Origin of the sequence: Streptomyces niger, assembly GCF_000718305.1 — a bacterium.
GTDB classification, from domain to species: Bacteria; Actinomycetota; Actinomycetes; order Streptomycetales; family Streptomycetaceae; genus Streptomyces; species Streptomyces niger.
This window is the reverse complement of the sequence record NZ_JOFQ01000010.1, coordinates 167,524-183,100: the sequence shown is the minus strand read 5'-3', so window position 1 is coordinate 183,100 and position 15,577 is coordinate 167,524. Positions and strand designations below refer to the sequence as shown.

The window sequence follows — 15,577 nt, the reverse complement described above, 5'->3', positions numbered from 1 at the left end:
TCCTCCAGTTCCGTACCGGTCGATCCCTTGCCGTCCCGACGCGGCCGCGGGCGGTCCCGTGCCCCGCAGCCGCGCGGAGATCCCCGTGGGTCCTCAGGCCATCACCGACTCCACCCGCCGTGCCGTCTCCCGTACCGCGTCCGTCAGCGCCAGCACCTCCTCGCGGCCGATGACGAAGGTGACGGTGGAGACGCTGACCGCGCCGACCGTGCGGCCGTCCGGGGTGTGGACGGGCGCGGCGAGGCAGCGCACGTTGGGTTCGTTCTCCTCGTCGTCCAGGGCGTAGCCGCGCTCGCGTACGCCGGCGAGTTCGGCGGAGAGCGCGTCGAGGGTGATGAGGGTGCGTTCCGTACGCCGCTCCAGGCCGGTGCGGGCCACCAGCTCGGCCAGCGCCGTCGCGTCGAGTCCGGCGAGTACGCACTTGCCGATGGCGGTGGAGTGCAGGGGCTGCTGCATGCCGACCCGGGACAGGAACGCGAACGGCTGCACGCCCTCGACCTTGTGCGTGTAGACGATGCGGTCGCCGCTGCGCAGGCCCACGTGGATGGTCTGGCCGATCCGCTCCTGGAGCTCGACGAGGACCGCCTCGACGGTGGTGTGTCGGTGGCCACGCGCGACCGCGGCGCCGACCCCGCTGGCGGTGGGGCCGATGCCGTACCGCCCGCCGGGGTGCGCCACCGCCCAGCCCTCGGCGACCAGCGTGCCCAGCAGCCGGTGGGCCGTGGGCTTGGAAACGGCCGCGCCGGCGGCCAGGTCGGCGAGGCGCAGGGGCTCCTGCGCATGGCAGAGCGCCTCGATGAGACGCAGCACTTTGCGCGGTCCCGCGCCGTCGTTGGGTCTACCGGAATCCGTCCGTGCAGAACTCGTTGACACGTCTTCGAGGCTAGGGCTAGCTTCCCCCGATATTCCACCCCCCTGAACGACGTTTCGCCTGACAGAACGGGCGAGGCGACGGAACATCCCTGGATCATTCGTGCCGACGTCAGGAGAATCCGTGCCGACTCAGGCGGAGATACGGCAGCTGTCCGACCGGGCAGCACAGCACGTCCTCAGCAAACAAGGCACCGACACGGGGCGGCGCACCGGCTGGCTCATGATCTCGACGATCCTGATCGAGGCGTGGGACCTGTACGCGATCTCGTTCCTGCTGCTGTTCGTCAAGAACGACCTGCATCCCAGCGCCGCGATGCTCGGACTCGCCTCCGGCGCCGTGCAGTTGGGGGCGCTCATCGGTGCGCTGGGCGGGGGCTGGGTCGCCGACCGGATCGGCCGGCGCAAGGTCTTCATCATCACGATGGCGCTCTTCGTGGTGCTCGCGCTGAGTCAGTCCTTCGTGACCAGCATGTGGCAGCTGGTGGCGGTCCGGTTCCTGCTCGGTATCCCGCTGGGCAGCGACATCTCCACCGGCTACGCCTACATCATGGAGACCATGCCCAAGGGCAAGCGGGAGGTGATGGGCAACCGCTGGCAGGGCATGTTCGGGCTCGGCGAGATCGCCGCCATCGCGGTGATCACCGTGCTGTACCTCAGCGGCATGGACCACGGCCTGCTGTGGCGGATCGGCCTCGGCCTCGGCGCGCTGCCGGCGCTCGCGCTGCTCATCGGGCGGCTGGACGTGCCGGACACGGCCCTGTGGCTGGTGCAGCGCGGCAAGTTCAAGAAGGCCAAGGCCGTCGCGAAGGAGATGTTCAACGACGATTTGGACATGCTGCCGGACGAGGACTTCGTCATGGAGCGGCCGCGCACCCGCGACTTCCTGGCGAGCATCTGGCAGGACCCGGTACGCCGCAAGGCCAGCGTCTTCGCCTGGATCTCCAACGCCATGCAGGGCGCCGAATTCGCCGCCTTCGCCTTCTATCTGCCGGTCATCCTCGTCCTCACCGGCGTGTCCGGCATCGGCGCGACCAACTTCGTCACCGGCGCGATCTACATCATCGCCACCGTCGCGGGCTTCGTCGCGCCGCAGATCACCCCACGGATCGGCCACCGCGGGGTGGCGCGCGTGGGCTACGGCATGGCGTTCGTCTCGCTGCTGCTGGCCGCGCTCTTCCTGCACCTGGAGTGGCACGTGCTGGTGCCGCTGGCCGCCGCCGGCCTGATGTGGGGCCACTACTGGGACGCGTCCAACGGCATGACCATCGCCTCGATGGTGGCGCCGAGTCGGTACAAGGCCACGGCGTCCGGCTTCGGCTACCTCTTCGTCAAGCTCGCCTCCTTCGTGTCGATCTTCTTCTTCCCGATCCTCTTCACCGAGCTGGGCGTGCCGCTGGCGACCGTGATCGTCTCGCTGCTCTCGCTGACCGGCTACCTCGCGGCCACCTACCTCCTCCCCGAGGTCTACGGCTACGTGGAGCAGGAGGAGACGGGGGAGGGCTCGGCCGCCCCATCGTCGCCCGCGGGCACGGCACTTCGCGATTCCGGCGAGCCCGCCGCATAACAAAACGGTGTACGGAAGGTGAATGTTCCGGGCCGGCGCTCAGTGTGCTGATCAATGGCGGTGCGGCGAGCGCCGGATACGGAGAATTCATTGGACGAATTCCCCGTGCCGCCCGGTAGTTCATGCCGTTCCGCCCGAAAATGCGCAGGTCAATGGGGCGGGGTGGGTGAGCGGTCGGGCGCCGTGCATGAAATCGTGGGCACCGGGACGGTCCTGGTCACCGTCACCCCCCTCTCCCACGGCCCCGTAACAAGGGCCTTGTTGACATGCACCGCGAAGAAAGGTGATGGCATGCCCATCGCACTGCTCCGGAGGAAGCGGGCCGCCCGTGGTCCGCGCGGAGCCGGCCTCCTGCATCCCGTCCCCCCGGGTGCGGGTGCCTTCAACTGTGAGGTGCTCGACCCGCTCGGGGAGCCTCTGCCCCAGGCCGAGGTCGTCGTCACCTCGGCGCACGGCGGGCAGGTGGTGGCGAAGCTGACGACCGACCCGTACGGTCTGTTCTTCGTGACGCTGCCCGTCGGCCGGTACAGCGTCCTGGTCTCCGCCGACGGACTGCAGCCGAACCGGCAGACCATCGACGTCCGCGAGGGCGAGACCCTGCCGCTCTCCCAGATCCGGCTGGAGTCTTCCGAGCCGCCCGAGCTGCCCCAGCCCGGCACCTGGCTCTTCGACCCGCCGCACACCGCGATCCGGTTCATCGCCAAGCACGTCGGCATGGCCAACGTGCACGGCCGCTTCACCCGCTTCCAGGGCGGCATCCGGGTCGCGCCGGACATGGCCGACTCGCGCATCGAGGTACGCATCGAGGCCGCGAGCATCAACACCGGCAACAACACCCGGGACGGCCACCTGCGCTCGGCGGACTTCCTGGACGTCGAGAACTACCCGTACCTGCACTTCGCCTCCACCCGCTTCATTCACAAGGGCGGCCAGAAGTGGGTCGTGCAGGGCGTCCTGGAGATGCACGGCGTCAGCCGCACCGTCAACCTGGACACCACCTACCTCGGCGCCGTCAACGGCGGCTACGGCGAGGAACTGCGCTGCGCCGCCCTGGCCAAGACCGAGCTGCACCGCGAGGACTACACCCTCAACTGGCGCAGCATGCTCGCCCGCGGCATCGCCGTCGTCGGCCCCACGGTCAAGCTGGAGCTGGACCTCCAGGCCATGTACCGCAGCCCGGACACCCCGACCCCGCCGGACTAGGGCGGCGGTCACCTCGCGGCTAGGCGGCCTCTCCTACGGAGGGGAGGCCGCCGGCCCACATGACCGGCGCGTGGAGCGACGGCCGCGGCGGTACGCTCCGGCTCGCACGGCAGGATGCGGTACCGGACACGCTTCTTGTGCGGGCCGGTGAACCCTCCTCCCTCGCGGTGAGTTGTCCACAGCCCTTCCTCGCGTGAGTTGTCCACAGGCCTTGCGCCGGGGGACCGTGCTCGGAGATCGTTCCGCCATGAAGGAGAACGCGGGGCCGGAGGACGGGGTGGCGGCCGGGGTCGTCCGGATCGGGGGGCCCGGGACGGTCCTCGACGAGGCGCGGGTCACGGAGTTCGTGGCGGGCGTGCTGGGCGACGAGGACCTGGACGGGCGCAGCGTCTGCGTCGTCGTGCCCGACGGCACGCGCAGCTGCCCGCTGCCGCTGCTGCTCTCCGCCGTGCACGGCGCGCTCGCCGGGCGGGTGAGCCGGCTGACCGTCCTGGTCGCGCTGGGCACCCACGCCGCCATGGACGAACCCCGGCTGGCCCGGCACCTGGGATACCCGGAGGGCCGGCTCGCCGCGCGCTATCCGGGCATGACCGTGCGGAACCACGAGTGGTGGGACCCGAACACCTTCGTCTCGCTCGGCACGATCTCCGCCGACCGGGTCGGCGAGCTGTCCGGCGGGCTGCTGCACCAGGCGGTCGACGTCCGGCTGAACCGCGCCGTCGTCGACCACGACGTCACCCTCGTGCTCGGCCCCGTCTTCCCGCACGAGGTCGTCGGCTTCTCCGGCGGCAACAAGTACTTCTTCCCCGGCGTCGCGGGTGCCGAGATCATCGACCTCTCGCACTGGCTCGGCGCGCTCATCACCAGCGCCGACATCATCGGCACCCGCGGCATCACCCCCGTACGCGCCCTCATCGACGAGGCCGCGGCGCTCATCCCCGGCCGACGCCTCGCCCTCTGCGCCGTCGTCCGGTCGGGCACGGACGCGCTGCACTCGCTGGCGTACGGCACGCCGGAAGCGGCCTGGGCCGCCGCGGCCGAGGTCTCCGCCGAGACCCACGTCCGCTACCTGGACGCCCCCGTGCGGCGCGTGCTGTCGCTCATGCCCGAGAAGTACGACGACATCTGGACCGCGGCGAAGGGCTTCTACAAGCTGGAGCCGGTGGTCGCCGACGGCGGCGAGGTCATCCTCCACGCGCCGCACATCACGCAGCTCTCCGCCATGCACCCGGAGATCGCCGACATCGGCTACCACTGCCGTGACTACTTCACCAAGCAGTGGGACCGGTTCCGGCACCTGCACTGGGGCGTGTTGGCGCACTCCACGCACCTGCGCGGCGCGGGCACGTACGACGCGGAGACCGGCGAGGAGCGCTGCCGGGTCACGGTCACGCTCGCCACCGGCATCCCCGAGGACGTGGTGCGCGCCGCGAATCTGAACCACCTCGATCCGGCGGAGATCGACCCCGCCGCCTTCGCCGCCGACCCGGACACCCTGGTCGTCCCGCACGCGGGCGAGATCCTGCACCGGCTGCGCGCGAAATGAGGAGCAGCCGTGCAGAGGAGCAGCCGTGACGAAGAGTGATGCGGAGGAGTCGCACATGACAGGTGGTCAGCTTCCGGAACTCGCGGGCGCGGACGCCGAAGCAGCCGACGCGGTCGCCGCACTGCTGCGCGGCGCCGCCCCGCTCGGCGTCGCCTTCTCCGGCGGCGTGGACTCCTCGCTGCTGCTCGCCCTCGCCGTACGGGCGCTCGGCGCCGAGCGGGTCGTCGCGGTCCTCGGCGTCTCACCGAGCCTCGCCGCCGACGAGCGCGCCGGCGCCCACGAAGTGGCCGCGTTCATCGGCGCCCGGGTCGTCGAGGTCACCACGTACGAGGGGGAGTCGTCGGCGTACCGCGCCAACGGGCCCGACCGCTGCTTCCACTGCAAGGACGAGCTGTTCACCAGGATCTCGGACGAGATCGCCGCCGAGCACGGCCTGGTGGCCGTCGCGTACGGGGAGAACGCCGACGACGCCCGCCGCCCGGACCGGCCCGGCAGCCGCGCCGCCACCGAACACCGCGTGCTGCGACCGCTCGCCGAAGCGGGCCTGGACAAGGCCGCCGTACGGCGCCTCGCCCGCGCCCTCCGGCTGCCGTGCGCCGACAAGCCCGCCGCGCCCTGTCTCGCCTCCCGCATCCCGCACTTCGAAGAGGTCTCGCCCGCCAAGCTCGGCCAGATAGAGCGGGCCGAGAAGGCGCTCCGGGGGCTGGGGTTCAGCGACTGCCGGGTGCGGCACCACGGCGAGGTGGCGCGGATCGAGCTGCCGGTCGCGGAGCTCGCCCGGGCCGCCTCCGACGAGCTGCGCGAGGCGGTGCTGAGCGCGGTCCGCGCGGCCGGCTTCCGCATGGTCGCCGTCGATCTTGCCGGCATCCAGTCGGGCGCGTTCACGCTGCCGCTGGTGGGCGTCACGGAGGGGCCATGACCACCGCGTCCGACGGCGTACCGGACCTCGTGGACGCCACGCTCGCGGGCGTCGCCGAGCTGGACCACGACCGGGCCGCGCGGCGCGGCTACCCCGAGGCCGTCTACTGCGAGGGCAAGACGCCGGCCCAGGTCGCCGCCATCGCCGCCGCGGTACGCCACCGGTACCCCCGGGGCGGCGCCGAGCCGGGGGCAGAGGCGGACGGCCCGGACTCCCCACCGCCCGTCACCCTCTTCACCCGGGCCGACGACGCGCACGCCAAGGCGGTACTGGCCGAACTGCCCGACGCCCGGCACGACACGGTGGCCCGGTTGCTCGCCTGGCCACCGGCGGAGCCGCCCGCGGTCGGCGGCAAGGTGACCGTGGTCTGCGCCGGCACCTCCGACCTTCCCGTGGCCCGCGAAGCGCTGCTCACCGCCGCCTACCTCGGCCGGGAGACCGAGTTCGTGGCGGATGTGGGCGTGGCCGGGCTGCACCGGGTCCTCGGCAAGCTCGACCTGCTGCGCTCCGCGCGGGCCGTCGTGGTCGTCGCGGGCATGGACGGCGCGCTGCCCAGCGTCGTGGCGGGGCTGGTCGCGGCGCCGGTCGTGGCCGTGCCGACCTCCGTCGGGTACGGCGCCGCCTTCGGCGGCCTCGCCCCGCTGCTGGCCATGCTCAACGCCTGCGCCCCGGGCGTCGCGGTCGTCAACATCGACAACGGCTACGGCGCGGGCCACCTGGCGGCCCAGATAGCCGCACCGTTCTGACGGCCGCCCCACGACACCACCGGCGTCCGGCCCCCGCGCCCCACATCCTGTGCTGCCGACCCCTTGCTAGCCCGGCGCCTCCGGCAGCGCCGCTCCCGGTACCAGGCCGTGCGCCACCGCCGCGGCGACCGCCGCGTCCAGCAGGGCGGCGGCGGGCAGGCCCCGTTCCGCGGCGAGTGCGGCGACGTCCTCGAACTCGGGGGTGGCCTGGACGATCACTCCGCCGCGGTGTGCGACCTTGACCGGTACCTCGGCCCCGTCCGCCACGGAGACCCGTACCCACGTACGCTGCAGCGCGGTCTTCCGTACGGCCGACTCGCGGACCCCGATGGTGCTGGTCTCACGGAAGATCAGGTCGCGCAGCGCGTCGGCCCGCTGCCGGGGCGCCAGCACCCGCAGCGTGTGCGCCGGGCGGCCCTTCTTCATCAGGATGGGCACCAGCCAGGCGTCCGAGGCGCCGGCCGTCAGCAGCGAGGCGAGGACGCCGGGCCACAGCCGCGGGTCCAGGTCGTCGACGTTGGCCTCCAGGACGACGGCGGAGCTCTCCTCGTCCGCCCCGACCGCGGCGGCCGGGACGGAGCCGAGCACCACCCGTACGACGTTCGGCCGCCCCGGGGTGTCCCGCGTCCCCGCGCCGATCCCGGTCGCCTCGGCCCGCAGCCGCGGCAGGCCGCCGCACTCCGTGGCCAGCGCGGTGACCAGCGCCATGCCGGTCGGCGTGGCCAGTTCGCCGGTGCCGCCGCCCACCACGTCCCAGCCGGCGGCCAGTTCGAGCACGGCGGGCACCGGCACCGGCAGGTCCCCGTGGGCCGTACGGACGCGGCCGGAGCCGAGCGCGGCCGGGCTCGCGGTGATCCGTGCGACCCCGAGTTCGTGCAGCGCGGCACAGACCCCGACCACGTCCGCTATCGAGTCCCAGGCGCCGACCTCGTGGAAGTGCACCTCCTCGACCGGCACGCCGTGCACCCGGGCCTCCGCCGCCGCGAGCCGCCCGAAGACCGCCAGCGCGCGGTCGCCCACCTGCCCCGGCAGCCCGGCCTCCTCGATCCGGCCCCTGATGGCGCGCCAGGTCCGGTGCGGATGGTCCTCGGCCAGCGGTTCGACGCCGATCCGGGTGGCGCGCAGCCCGGCGCGGGTGACGGACGACCGGGTCAGCCGTACGGCGCCCGGGATCACCGCGTCGATCGCGTGCTGCACGGCTTCGGGACCGGCCCCAGCGTCGATGAGCGCGCCGAGCAGCATGTCGCCGGCGACGCCGGAGGTGACGTCGAACCAGGCGGCACGGTAGGGCGCGGTCATGCGGTCACCTCCAGGTGGTGGGGCGGACGGAGGTGCGGCGTGGCGGACATGCCCTCGATCCTATGGACCGGGCACGCGCCGTGCGACCAGGTCTTTCCTGCCGTACCCGGACGGATCAGGTGTGCGGCGGGGTCTCGTCCGGGAAGATCTTCGTCACGATCGTGCCGTCCTCGGTGAGGTAGGCGTGCAGCATGCCCTCGCTGCTGTGCGGCGCGTCGAAGGTGCCCTCGCCGTCCAGCGCGATCACCCCGCCCTCGCCCCCGAGCTTCGGCAGCCGCTTCACGAGCACCTCGTACGCCGCCGCTGCCACGTCCTTGCCGCCGAACTCCATGAGGTTCGAGAGCGTCGCGGTCGCGGCGCCCCGCAGGAAGATCTCGCCGTCGCCGGTGGCGCTGGCCGCGACGGTGCCGTTCTTGGCGTACGTACCGGCGCCGACCACGGGGGAGTCGCCGACCCGTCCGGACAGCTTGTTGGTCAGGCCGCCGGTGGAGGTGGCCGCCGCCAGGTCGCGCTTCCCGTCGCGCGCGACCGCGCCCACGGTGCCCTTCGCCTGTTCGTCGGCGAGCGCGGCGCCCGACGCCCGCGCGCCCTTCGCCTTCTTCTTGGCCGCCATCAGCGCGTCCCAGCGGGCCTGCGTCCAGTAGTAGTCCTGGGTCACCGGCCGCAGCCCGTGGGCGGCGGCGAAGTCGTCGGCACCCTCGCCGGCCAGCAGGACGTGCGGCGACTTCGTCATCACCAGGCGGGCCGCGGAGATCGGGTTGCGGACGTGCCGTACCCCGGCGACCGCACCCGCCGCCAGGTCCGAGCCGCGCATGATCGACGCGTCCAGTTCGTGCCCGGCGTCGGTGGTGAAGACGGCGCCCTTGCCGGCGTTGAACAGCGGATTGTCCTCCAGCGACCGGACCGCTGCCTCGACCGCCGAGACGCTGTCGCCGCCCCGGTCCAGCACCTTCTTGCCCGCCCGTATCGCGTCCGCGAGGCCGTCCCGGTACGCCTTCTCCCGCTCGGGCGAGGTCTCGTCGCGCTGCAGCGCGGTGCCGGCGCCGCCGTGCACCGCGAGCACCACGTGCCGGGCGTCCGGCCGCGCCTTGCCCCGCGGTGCCCCGGCCGCCGCGAGCCGCCCGGCGGCGGGCCCGGCCGCGGCGCCGTCGTCCGCGCCCCCGCCGCCCGCGCTCCCGTACGGCACGGTGGTCAGCAGCCCGGCGGCCACCGCGGCGGCGGCCAGTACCGGAAGGGTCCAGGCGCGTGTCATGAGCGTGCCGGTACGTGGACGGGTGCGCATGCGTCCTCCTCGCCGTTCGGTGTGCTCGACCGTGGAGCGGATGCACCGTACATGCGGATGTGACGCATGCGCACCAGGACGAAACGGGCGCGCAAAAGTCCAAGTGCCGACCGGCGAGGCGGCATTGACGTCCGTTCCCGCATGTCGGAGGCTTGCGGACGGTTCAGGCACCGGCTCCGTCCCCTCGCGTGAGCCGGCCGCGCACCCGCAGCCCGCCACACCCCGGAGGCCTCGTGACCGTCCTCGCCAGATCGCTCACCGGCTCGCTCACCGCGCTGCTCGCCGCCGCCACGCTCGGGGCCGCGCCACCGGGCGACGCGGCACCGGAGGCCGCCCACGAGCCGGCCGCCCACGAGCGGCCGCTGCCGGTGATCTCACCGACCCCGCAGCACATGAGCCGGGTCTCGGCCGACGTCCGGCTCGGCGGCCGCGTCGACGTCGTCGTCGACAAGGACACCGACGCGGCGGCGCGCCGGCTGCTCCTCAAGACGCTGCGCGCGCACGGCATCCGTGACATCGATGTCAGCGCCCGTGCCGACCGACACGCGGCGCTCACCGTGCTGCTCGGCCCGGCCGCACGCGCCGACATCGCGGCGGCGCTGCGCGGCACCGACGTACCGGACCACGCCGAGGGGTACGCGCTGCGCGTCGCCGGCCACCGGTCGCGGCCGGCCACCGTCGCGCTCGGCGGCACCGACGCCACCGGCCAGTACTACGCCGTACAGACCCTGCGCGGCCTCATCAGCAAGGGCCGCATCGCCGGCGCCTCGGTCTCCGACCACCCGGCCATGCCGCTGCGCGGCTCCATCGAAGGCTTCTACGGCTCCCCGTGGACCAACGAAGAGCGCCTGGACCAGATGGATTTCCTCGGCGAGGTCAAGTCCAACACCTACGTCTACGCGCCCAAGGACGACCCGTACCACCGCGAGAAGTGGCGTGACCCCTACCCCGCCGACAAGCTCGACGAGCTCGGCGCCCTGGTGAAGCGCGCGACCGCGAACCACGTCCGCTTCACCTTCGCCGTCTCGCCCGGCAACTCCATCTGCTACTCCGACCCGGCCGACGTGAAGGCGCTCACCGCCAAGCTGCAGTCGCTCCACGACCTGGGCGTCCGCTCCTTCTCCGTCCCGCTGGACGACATCAGCTACACCAAGTGGAACTGCGCGGGGGACGAGAAGAAGTTCGGCGCACCCGGCCGCGAGCCCGCGGCCGAGGCCCAGGTCGGCCTGCTCAACGAGGTACAGCGCGACTTCATCGCCACCCACGAAGGCACCAACCCGCTCCAGATGGTGCCCACCGAGTACGGCGACCTGACCGACACCGCGTACAAGCAGCGGCTCCGCGCCACGCTCGACAAGAACATCGAGGTCATGTGGACCGGCACCGAGGTGGTGCCGTCGGAGATCACCAACGACCAGGCCGCCAAGGCCGCCGAGCTGTTCGGCCGCAAGGTCTTCGTCTGGGACAACTATCCCGTCAACGACTTCGACAAGACCGCGGGCCGGCTGCTGCTCGCCCCGTACGACAAGCGCGAGGCGGGCCTCTCCGACCACCTCAGCGGCGTCGTCTCCAACCCGATGAACCAGGAGGCGGCCAGCAAGCTCGCCGTCTTCACCATCGCCGACTTCGCCTGGAACGACCGCGGTTACGACGTGACGCGCTCGGCCCGCCAATCCGCGCTGCACCTCGCGGGCGGCGACCCGCGGACCGCCGACGCCGTCCAGACCTTCGTCGACCTCAACCACCTGGCGCCCGGCTCCACGCCCACGCCGTGGCAGCCGCAGGCCCCGGTCCTCAGCGCCCGGCTGACGGCGTTCTGGAAGGCGTACGACAGTGACCCGGCGGCGGCCCTCAAGCAGCTGCGCCCGACCGTCGACGGCATCGCCCGCGCACCGCAGGTGATCCGCTCCGGCGTGCCCGACAAGCTCTTCCTGCACGACGCCGACCGCTGGCTGGACGCCACCGCGCTGTGGGGCTCGGCGATGCGGCACGGCCTCGCCACGCTGACGGCCGTCCAGGAGGGCGACTCGGCGCGGGCCGCGAAGGAACGCGCCGCCATGGACCGCGACGCGGTCGCCGCCGGAAAGATCACCTCCGACCCGGCGGAGACCCGCCCGCAGGGCACGGTGAAGATCGGCGACCCGTTCATCGGCGACTTCCTCGCGAAGGCGCGGGAGATCCAGGACGCCGCGGCGGAGGGCTGAGCGGCGGGGCGGGGGCCGCTCCCGGCAGGAACGGCCCCCGCACCCGGCTTACTTCAGATACTCATTGGTGTAGGTCTTCTTCAGGTCCACGTCCGCCTTGGCGATCTCCGGCGTGAACGCGGAGAGCACCTTGTGCACCGCCGCGGCGCCGTCGGCACGGATCCGGCCGTCCTTGGCGTAGGCGTCCTTCGCCTGCGCGATGGCCTTCTCGTACACCGCCGGGTCGTCACCGGCGTACTGGCGCGGCATCTTGGCCGCGATCTCCTTGGCGGAGTGGGTGTCGATGTACTTCAGAGCCTTCAGGACCGCCTTCGCCAGCTTGCGGGCCTGCTCGGGATGGTCCTCCAGCCAGTCGCGGTCGGAGTAGAGGACGGCGGCGGGATAGGTGGACACCCCGAAGTCCTCCTCGACGCCCTTCTCGGTGCGGGTGTCGGTAAGAATCCGCACCTTCTTCGCGCCCACCCGCTTCTGCAGCTGCGAGACGGCCGGGTCGAGCATGACGGCCGCGTCCACCCGGCCCTGCTCCATCGCCGCCACGGCCGTGGAGTCGCCCCCGATGCCCTGCACGCTCGCCGCGTCGGCTTTCATGCCGCTGTCGGTGAGCAGTTTCTTGAGGAAGAAGTCGGTGGACGAACCGGGCGCGGTCACGCCGACCTTGGCGCCCTTCAGGTCCTTGACCGAGTCGATCTTCTTGCTCGCCTTGGGGGAGACGGCCAGCACCAGCGAGGGGTACCGCAGCATGTTGACGAACGAGACCACGTCCCGGTGCTTGGCCTGCATCTGGATCGTGTGGTCGTAGTAGCCGCTCACCACGTCCACGCTGCCGCCCTGCATCGCCTGCAGCGCCTTCGAACCGCCCTGCAGGTCCTCCAGCCGTACCTGGACGCCCGCCTCCTTGTAGTAGCCCAACTGCTGGGCGAGCGTGGTGGGCAGGTAGACCAGCAGCGGCTGACCGCCGACGCCGATGCGTACGGCGTCGCCCCCGCCGCCCGACGAACAGCCGGAGACGGCGGCGAGCGTGGCGAGGCAGGCCGCGGCGGCCACGGCCCCGCGCAGTGGACGACGGACGAGATGGTGCGCCATGAACTCTCCTGAAAAAACCCGGGGGAAGGGGACGGATCAGGCGTGACCGCGCTCGCGGGCCGGCTGCCAGCGCAGCAGCCGGCGCTCGACGCGGTTGACGAGGAGGTCGATGACGACGACCACGGCGGAGAGCACGACCATCCCGGCGAACACGCCGGTCGTGTCGAACGTCCCCTCCGCCTGCGCGATCAGGTAGCCCATGCCTTCGGACGCGCCGAGGTACTCGCCGACCACGGCGCCGACGATCGCGAAGCCGACGCTGGTGTGCAGGCTGGAGAAGATCCACGACATGGCGCTGGGCAGCAGCACGTGCCGGATCAGCTGGCTCTCCTTCGCGCCGAGCATGCGGGCGTTGTCGACCAGCACCCGGTCCACTTCACGCACGCCCTGGTAGGTGTTGAAGAAGACGATGAAGAACACCAGCGTCACGCCGAACGCGACCTTCGACCAGATGCCGAGCCCGAACCAGAGCAGGAAGATCGGTGCCAGGACGACCCGTGGCAGCGCGTTGAGCACCTTGATGTACGGGTCGAGCACGGCGGCCAGGGTCCGGGCGCGGGCCAGCAGGAAGCCGATGCCCAAGCCGAGCACGCCGCCGATGACCAGCGCGAGCGCCGCCTCCGACAGGGTGGTCAGCAGATGCCCGTAGACCTCGCCGCCGCCCAGCCACTTGCCGATGCGGCCGGCGACGGCGGCGGGGGAGCTGAAGAAGAACGGGTCGACGACGCCGGTACGGGCGCCCAGCTCCCAGCCGGCGACGAGCACCACGGCGAGACCGAGTTGGGCGGCGAGCACGGCGGGCCGGGACGGGCCGGTCCGGCGGCGGCGCGGGGGCCCGGCGGCCCGTGGCGGTGCGGGGTCAGCCGGCGTCTTGGACAGCTCCGGCGCCCGCGGTCCCGTGGGAAGCGCGCTCATAGGTCCTCATCACCTCGTTCCTCAAGTCCGCCCAGATCGCGCCGTACAGCTCCGTGAAGCGCGGCGTGGTCCTGATGTCGAGCAGGTCGCGCGGCCGGGGCAGCTCCACGGGGTACCGGCCGACGATGCGGCTCCCCGGGCCGGCGGACAGCAGCACGACCTCGTCCGACAGCGACACCGCCTCCTCCAGGTCGTGGGTGACGAAGAGGACCGTCTTGCCGCTGTCGGTCCACAGCGACAGCAGCTCGTTCTCCATGACCTGCCGGGTCTGCACGTCCAGCGCGCCGAACGGCTCGTCCATCAGCAGGATGTCCGGATCGCCGATCCAGGTCTGGGCGACGGCGGTGCGCTTGCGCATACCGCCGGACAGCTGGTGCGGATAGGCGTTCTCGAACCCGGCCAGGCCCACCCGGTGCACCCACTCGCGGGCCCGCTCCAGCCGTTCGGCCTTGTCCACGCCGGACAGTTCGAGGCCGAACGCCACGTTCTGCACGACGGTCTTCCAGGGCAGCAGGGCGTCCTGCTGGAACATGTAACCGGCCCTGCGGTTCAGGCCCTGCAGCGGTTCGCCGCCGATCAGCACCTGTCCGGCGGAGGGCTCGCGCAGCCCGGCGACCGCGTTCAACACCGTGGACTTGCCGCAGCCCGTGGGACCGACCACCGAGACGAACCGCCCCGGTGCCACCGCCAGGTCCACCTCCCGCACGGCCGTGTAATCGCCCTCCGCGCCCTGGTACGTCATCGTGACGCCGCGCAGCTCCATGGCCGCGCCGTCGTCCCCGTCACCCACCGGCACCCTCCGTTCAGCGGGACCTGGAGATCACTCGCCGGTCATGATTGATCACCACACCGTGATCGCGCAATGGTTGGGCAGGGGGAAGTGGGCGGGGCAGTATGCGGGGAAGCCGCGGGCACGTCGGCGTTACCGCCGCATCGTGGTGAAGTCCACCGGCAGGCGCCAGTTGCCGGGGGTGTGTCCTCAGATCTCGGAGCCGCTTGCGGTCGCCGTGCTCGGGCAGCATGGAATGCCGTCATTCAGAGCATGTATGAGCGGAGATTTCTTCGCGAGCGAGAGGGGACGATGCAACGGCGAGTAGCTCGCCGTCCGGGAGGGTGTCCGCACGCGTGAAGTGAGAACACATCATCTTTTAGCCAAATATCCGTATACTGTGATGCCTCAGTGTCGCGAGTGACCCTTGCCACACCTGGGGCGGCTTGCGGCTGTCGGTGTGGTGAGGACGGTGAGGGAGATGTCGTGGGTGCCACACCGCGTTTCATGGCCGCGAAGGCACGTCCGTTACCGGTACTTGTACTGGCGGATGTGAGCGGAAGCATGGGGGAGCCTCGAGAGAAGATCGATGTGCTCAACGAGTGCATCCGTCGCATGCTCGGCGACTTCGCGACGGCCGACATCGGCCGGGGCGTCATCCACGTCGGAGTGATCTCCTTCAGCCAGGACAGGGCGGACCTGCACCAGAAACTGGTGCCTGCCGCTGAGGCTTCCTGGACTGACATGGAGGCCAGAGGTGGTACCCCCCTCGGAGCGGCTCTTGGACTCGCCGATGAGGTACTGCACGACGAGTCGGTCATTCCGGCCCGGGCCTTTTCTCCCACTCTCATCCTCGTGTCGGACGGGATGCCCAACGACGAATGGGAAGAGGCCCTCGTCCGTTTGCTTGACTCCCCGAAGGGATCCAAGGCCCACCGTCTGGCCATTGCCATCGGGCCGGATATGACTGAGCAGGCGAAGGCTGTACTGCGCCGCTTCGTCAGCGACGAGGAGAACGGGGTGTTCGAAGCGCAGGACGTCGGGCGCATTCAGCAGTATTTCCGGTGGGTCACCGTAACCGTCACTCAGCGGGCCCAGAGCACTCATCCCGACCGGGCGCCGGTGTTGAGCCCCGACGATCTGTCCGACTTCGGCGCCTGAGTCGCGCAAACAG

At 71.7% G+C, this 15,577-nt stretch carries 13 protein-coding genes; 7 read left to right on the top strand and 6 right to left on the bottom strand.

Going from position 1 to position 15,577, the window contains the following annotated elements; translation table 11 throughout:
* Window positions 1-93: 93 nt before the first annotated feature.
* On the bottom strand, window positions 94-810 hold the full coding sequence (locus IF20_RS21025; protein ID WP_199896691.1) for an IclR family transcriptional regulator: 717 nt from the start codon (window positions 808-810) through the stop codon (window positions 94-96).
* A 184-nt stretch (window positions 811-994) separates the two neighbouring features.
* Here IF20_RS21025 and IF20_RS21020 point away from each other — a divergent pair, with 184 nt between their 5' ends.
* The 5 genes from IF20_RS21020 (at window position 995) to larB (ending at window position 6,851) form a co-directional block, all read left to right on the top strand.
* A complete protein-coding gene (locus IF20_RS21020) occupies window positions 995-2,437 on the top strand; it encodes an MFS transporter (RefSeq protein WP_199896690.1) in 1,443 nt (480 codons plus the stop codon).
* Between the two features lie 291 nt (window positions 2,438-2,728).
* On the top strand, window positions 2,729-3,640 hold the full coding sequence (locus IF20_RS21015) for a YceI family protein (RefSeq protein WP_052866798.1): 912 nt from the start codon (window positions 2,729-2,731) through the stop codon (window positions 3,638-3,640).
* A 247-nt stretch (window positions 3,641-3,887) separates the two neighbouring features.
* Window positions 3,888-5,186: a lactate racemase domain-containing protein gene (locus tag IF20_RS21010; RefSeq protein WP_052866797.1), complete on the top strand. Its 1,299-nt coding sequence runs from the start codon at window positions 3,888-3,890 to the stop codon at window positions 5,184-5,186.
* A gap of 55 nt (window positions 5,187-5,241) precedes the next feature.
* On the top strand, window positions 5,242-6,105 hold the full coding sequence (locus IF20_RS21005) for an ATP-dependent sacrificial sulfur transferase LarE (protein WP_052866796.1): 864 nt from the start codon (window positions 5,242-5,244) through the stop codon (window positions 6,103-6,105).
* Window positions 6,102-6,851 carry a nickel pincer cofactor biosynthesis protein LarB gene (gene larB / locus IF20_RS21000; protein ID WP_052866795.1) on the top strand — a complete coding sequence of 250 codons (750 nt, stop codon included), beginning with the start codon at window positions 6,102-6,104 and terminating at the stop codon, window positions 6,849-6,851. The genes IF20_RS21005 and larB overlap by 4 nt, the downstream gene beginning before the upstream one ends.
* 66 nt (window positions 6,852-6,917) lie before the next feature.
* Here larB and larC read toward each other — a convergent pair whose 3' ends face one another.
* Both larC and IF20_RS20990 read right to left on the bottom strand, forming a co-directional pair.
* The gene (gene larC / locus IF20_RS20995; RefSeq protein ID WP_052866794.1) at window positions 6,918-8,150 is read right to left on the bottom strand and encodes a nickel pincer cofactor biosynthesis protein LarC; all 1,233 of its coding nucleotides are present in this window, start codon (window positions 8,148-8,150) and stop codon (window positions 6,918-6,920) included.
* 115 nt (window positions 8,151-8,265) lie between these two features.
* Complete coding sequence (locus IF20_RS20990) at window positions 8,266-9,432, bottom strand: isoaspartyl peptidase/L-asparaginase family protein (protein WP_234426754.1); 1,167 nt, start codon at window positions 9,430-9,432, stop codon at window positions 8,266-8,268.
* Between the two features lie 233 nt (window positions 9,433-9,665).
* Here IF20_RS20990 and IF20_RS20985 point away from each other — a divergent pair, with 233 nt between their 5' ends.
* A complete protein-coding gene (locus IF20_RS20985) occupies window positions 9,666-11,636 on the top strand; it encodes a beta-N-acetylhexosaminidase family protein (RefSeq protein WP_052866793.1) in 1,971 nt (656 codons plus the stop codon).
* Between the two features lie 48 nt (window positions 11,637-11,684).
* On the opposite strand, the gene IF20_RS20980 is transcribed toward IF20_RS20985, so the two are convergent.
* From IF20_RS20980 to IF20_RS20970, 3 genes are read right to left on the bottom strand one after another with little or no spacing between them, the layout of a single operon-like run.
* Window positions 11,685-12,719 carry an ABC transporter substrate-binding protein gene (locus tag IF20_RS20980; protein ID WP_052866792.1) on the bottom strand — a complete coding sequence of 345 codons (1,035 nt, stop codon included), beginning with the start codon at window positions 12,717-12,719 and terminating at the stop codon, window positions 11,685-11,687.
* A gap of 36 nt (window positions 12,720-12,755) precedes the next feature.
* Entirely contained in the window at window positions 12,756-13,634 is an 879-nt protein-coding gene (locus tag IF20_RS20975; RefSeq protein WP_110944388.1) for an ABC transporter permease, read from the bottom strand.
* The gene (locus IF20_RS20970) at window positions 13,579-14,397 is read right to left on the bottom strand and encodes an ABC transporter ATP-binding protein (RefSeq protein WP_052866829.1); all 819 of its coding nucleotides are present in this window, start codon (window positions 14,395-14,397) and stop codon (window positions 13,579-13,581) included. The genes IF20_RS20975 and IF20_RS20970 overlap by 56 nt, the downstream gene beginning before the upstream one ends.
* Before the next feature lie 492 nt (window positions 14,398-14,889).
* Between IF20_RS20970 and IF20_RS20965 the strand changes: the two genes are divergently transcribed.
* Window positions 14,890-15,564 (top strand): vWA domain-containing protein, encoded by a 675-nt coding sequence (locus tag IF20_RS20965; RefSeq protein WP_199896689.1) that lies wholly within the window; start codon window positions 14,890-14,892, stop codon window positions 15,562-15,564.
* The last annotated feature ends 13 nt before the right edge of the window (window positions 15,565-15,577 follow it).

Excerpts from the sequence above, each read along its gene's own strand:
- IF20_RS21015 (WP_052866798.1), top strand. The coding sequence starts at position 2,729 with ATGCCCATCGCACTGCTCCGGAGGAAGCGGGCCGCCCGTGGTCCGCGC.
- IF20_RS21010 (WP_052866797.1), top strand. The coding sequence starts at position 3,888 with ATGAAGGAGAACGCGGGGCCGGAGGACGGGGTGGCGGCCGGGGTCGTC.
- IF20_RS21005 (WP_052866796.1), top strand. The coding sequence starts at position 5,242 with ATGACAGGTGGTCAGCTTCCGGAACTCGCGGGCGCGGACGCCGAAGCA.
- larB (WP_052866795.1), top strand. The coding sequence starts at position 6,102 with ATGACCACCGCGTCCGACGGCGTACCGGACCTCGTGGACGCCACGCTC.
- larC (WP_052866794.1), bottom strand. The coding sequence starts at position 8,150 with ATGACCGCGCCCTACCGTGCCGCCTGGTTCGACGTCACCTCCGGCGTC.
- IF20_RS20990 (WP_234426754.1), bottom strand. The coding sequence starts at position 9,432 with ATGCGCACCCGTCCACGTACCGGCACGCTCATGACACGCGCCTGGACC.
- IF20_RS20980 (WP_052866792.1), bottom strand. The coding sequence starts at position 12,719 with ATGGCGCACCATCTCGTCCGTCGTCCACTGCGCGGGGCCGTGGCCGCC.
- IF20_RS20975 (WP_110944388.1), bottom strand. The coding sequence starts at position 13,634 with ATGAGCGCGCTTCCCACGGGACCGCGGGCGCCGGAGCTGTCCAAGACG.
- IF20_RS20970 (WP_052866829.1), bottom strand. The coding sequence starts at position 14,397 with ATGGAGCTGCGCGGCGTCACGATGACGTACCAGGGCGCGGAGGGCGAT.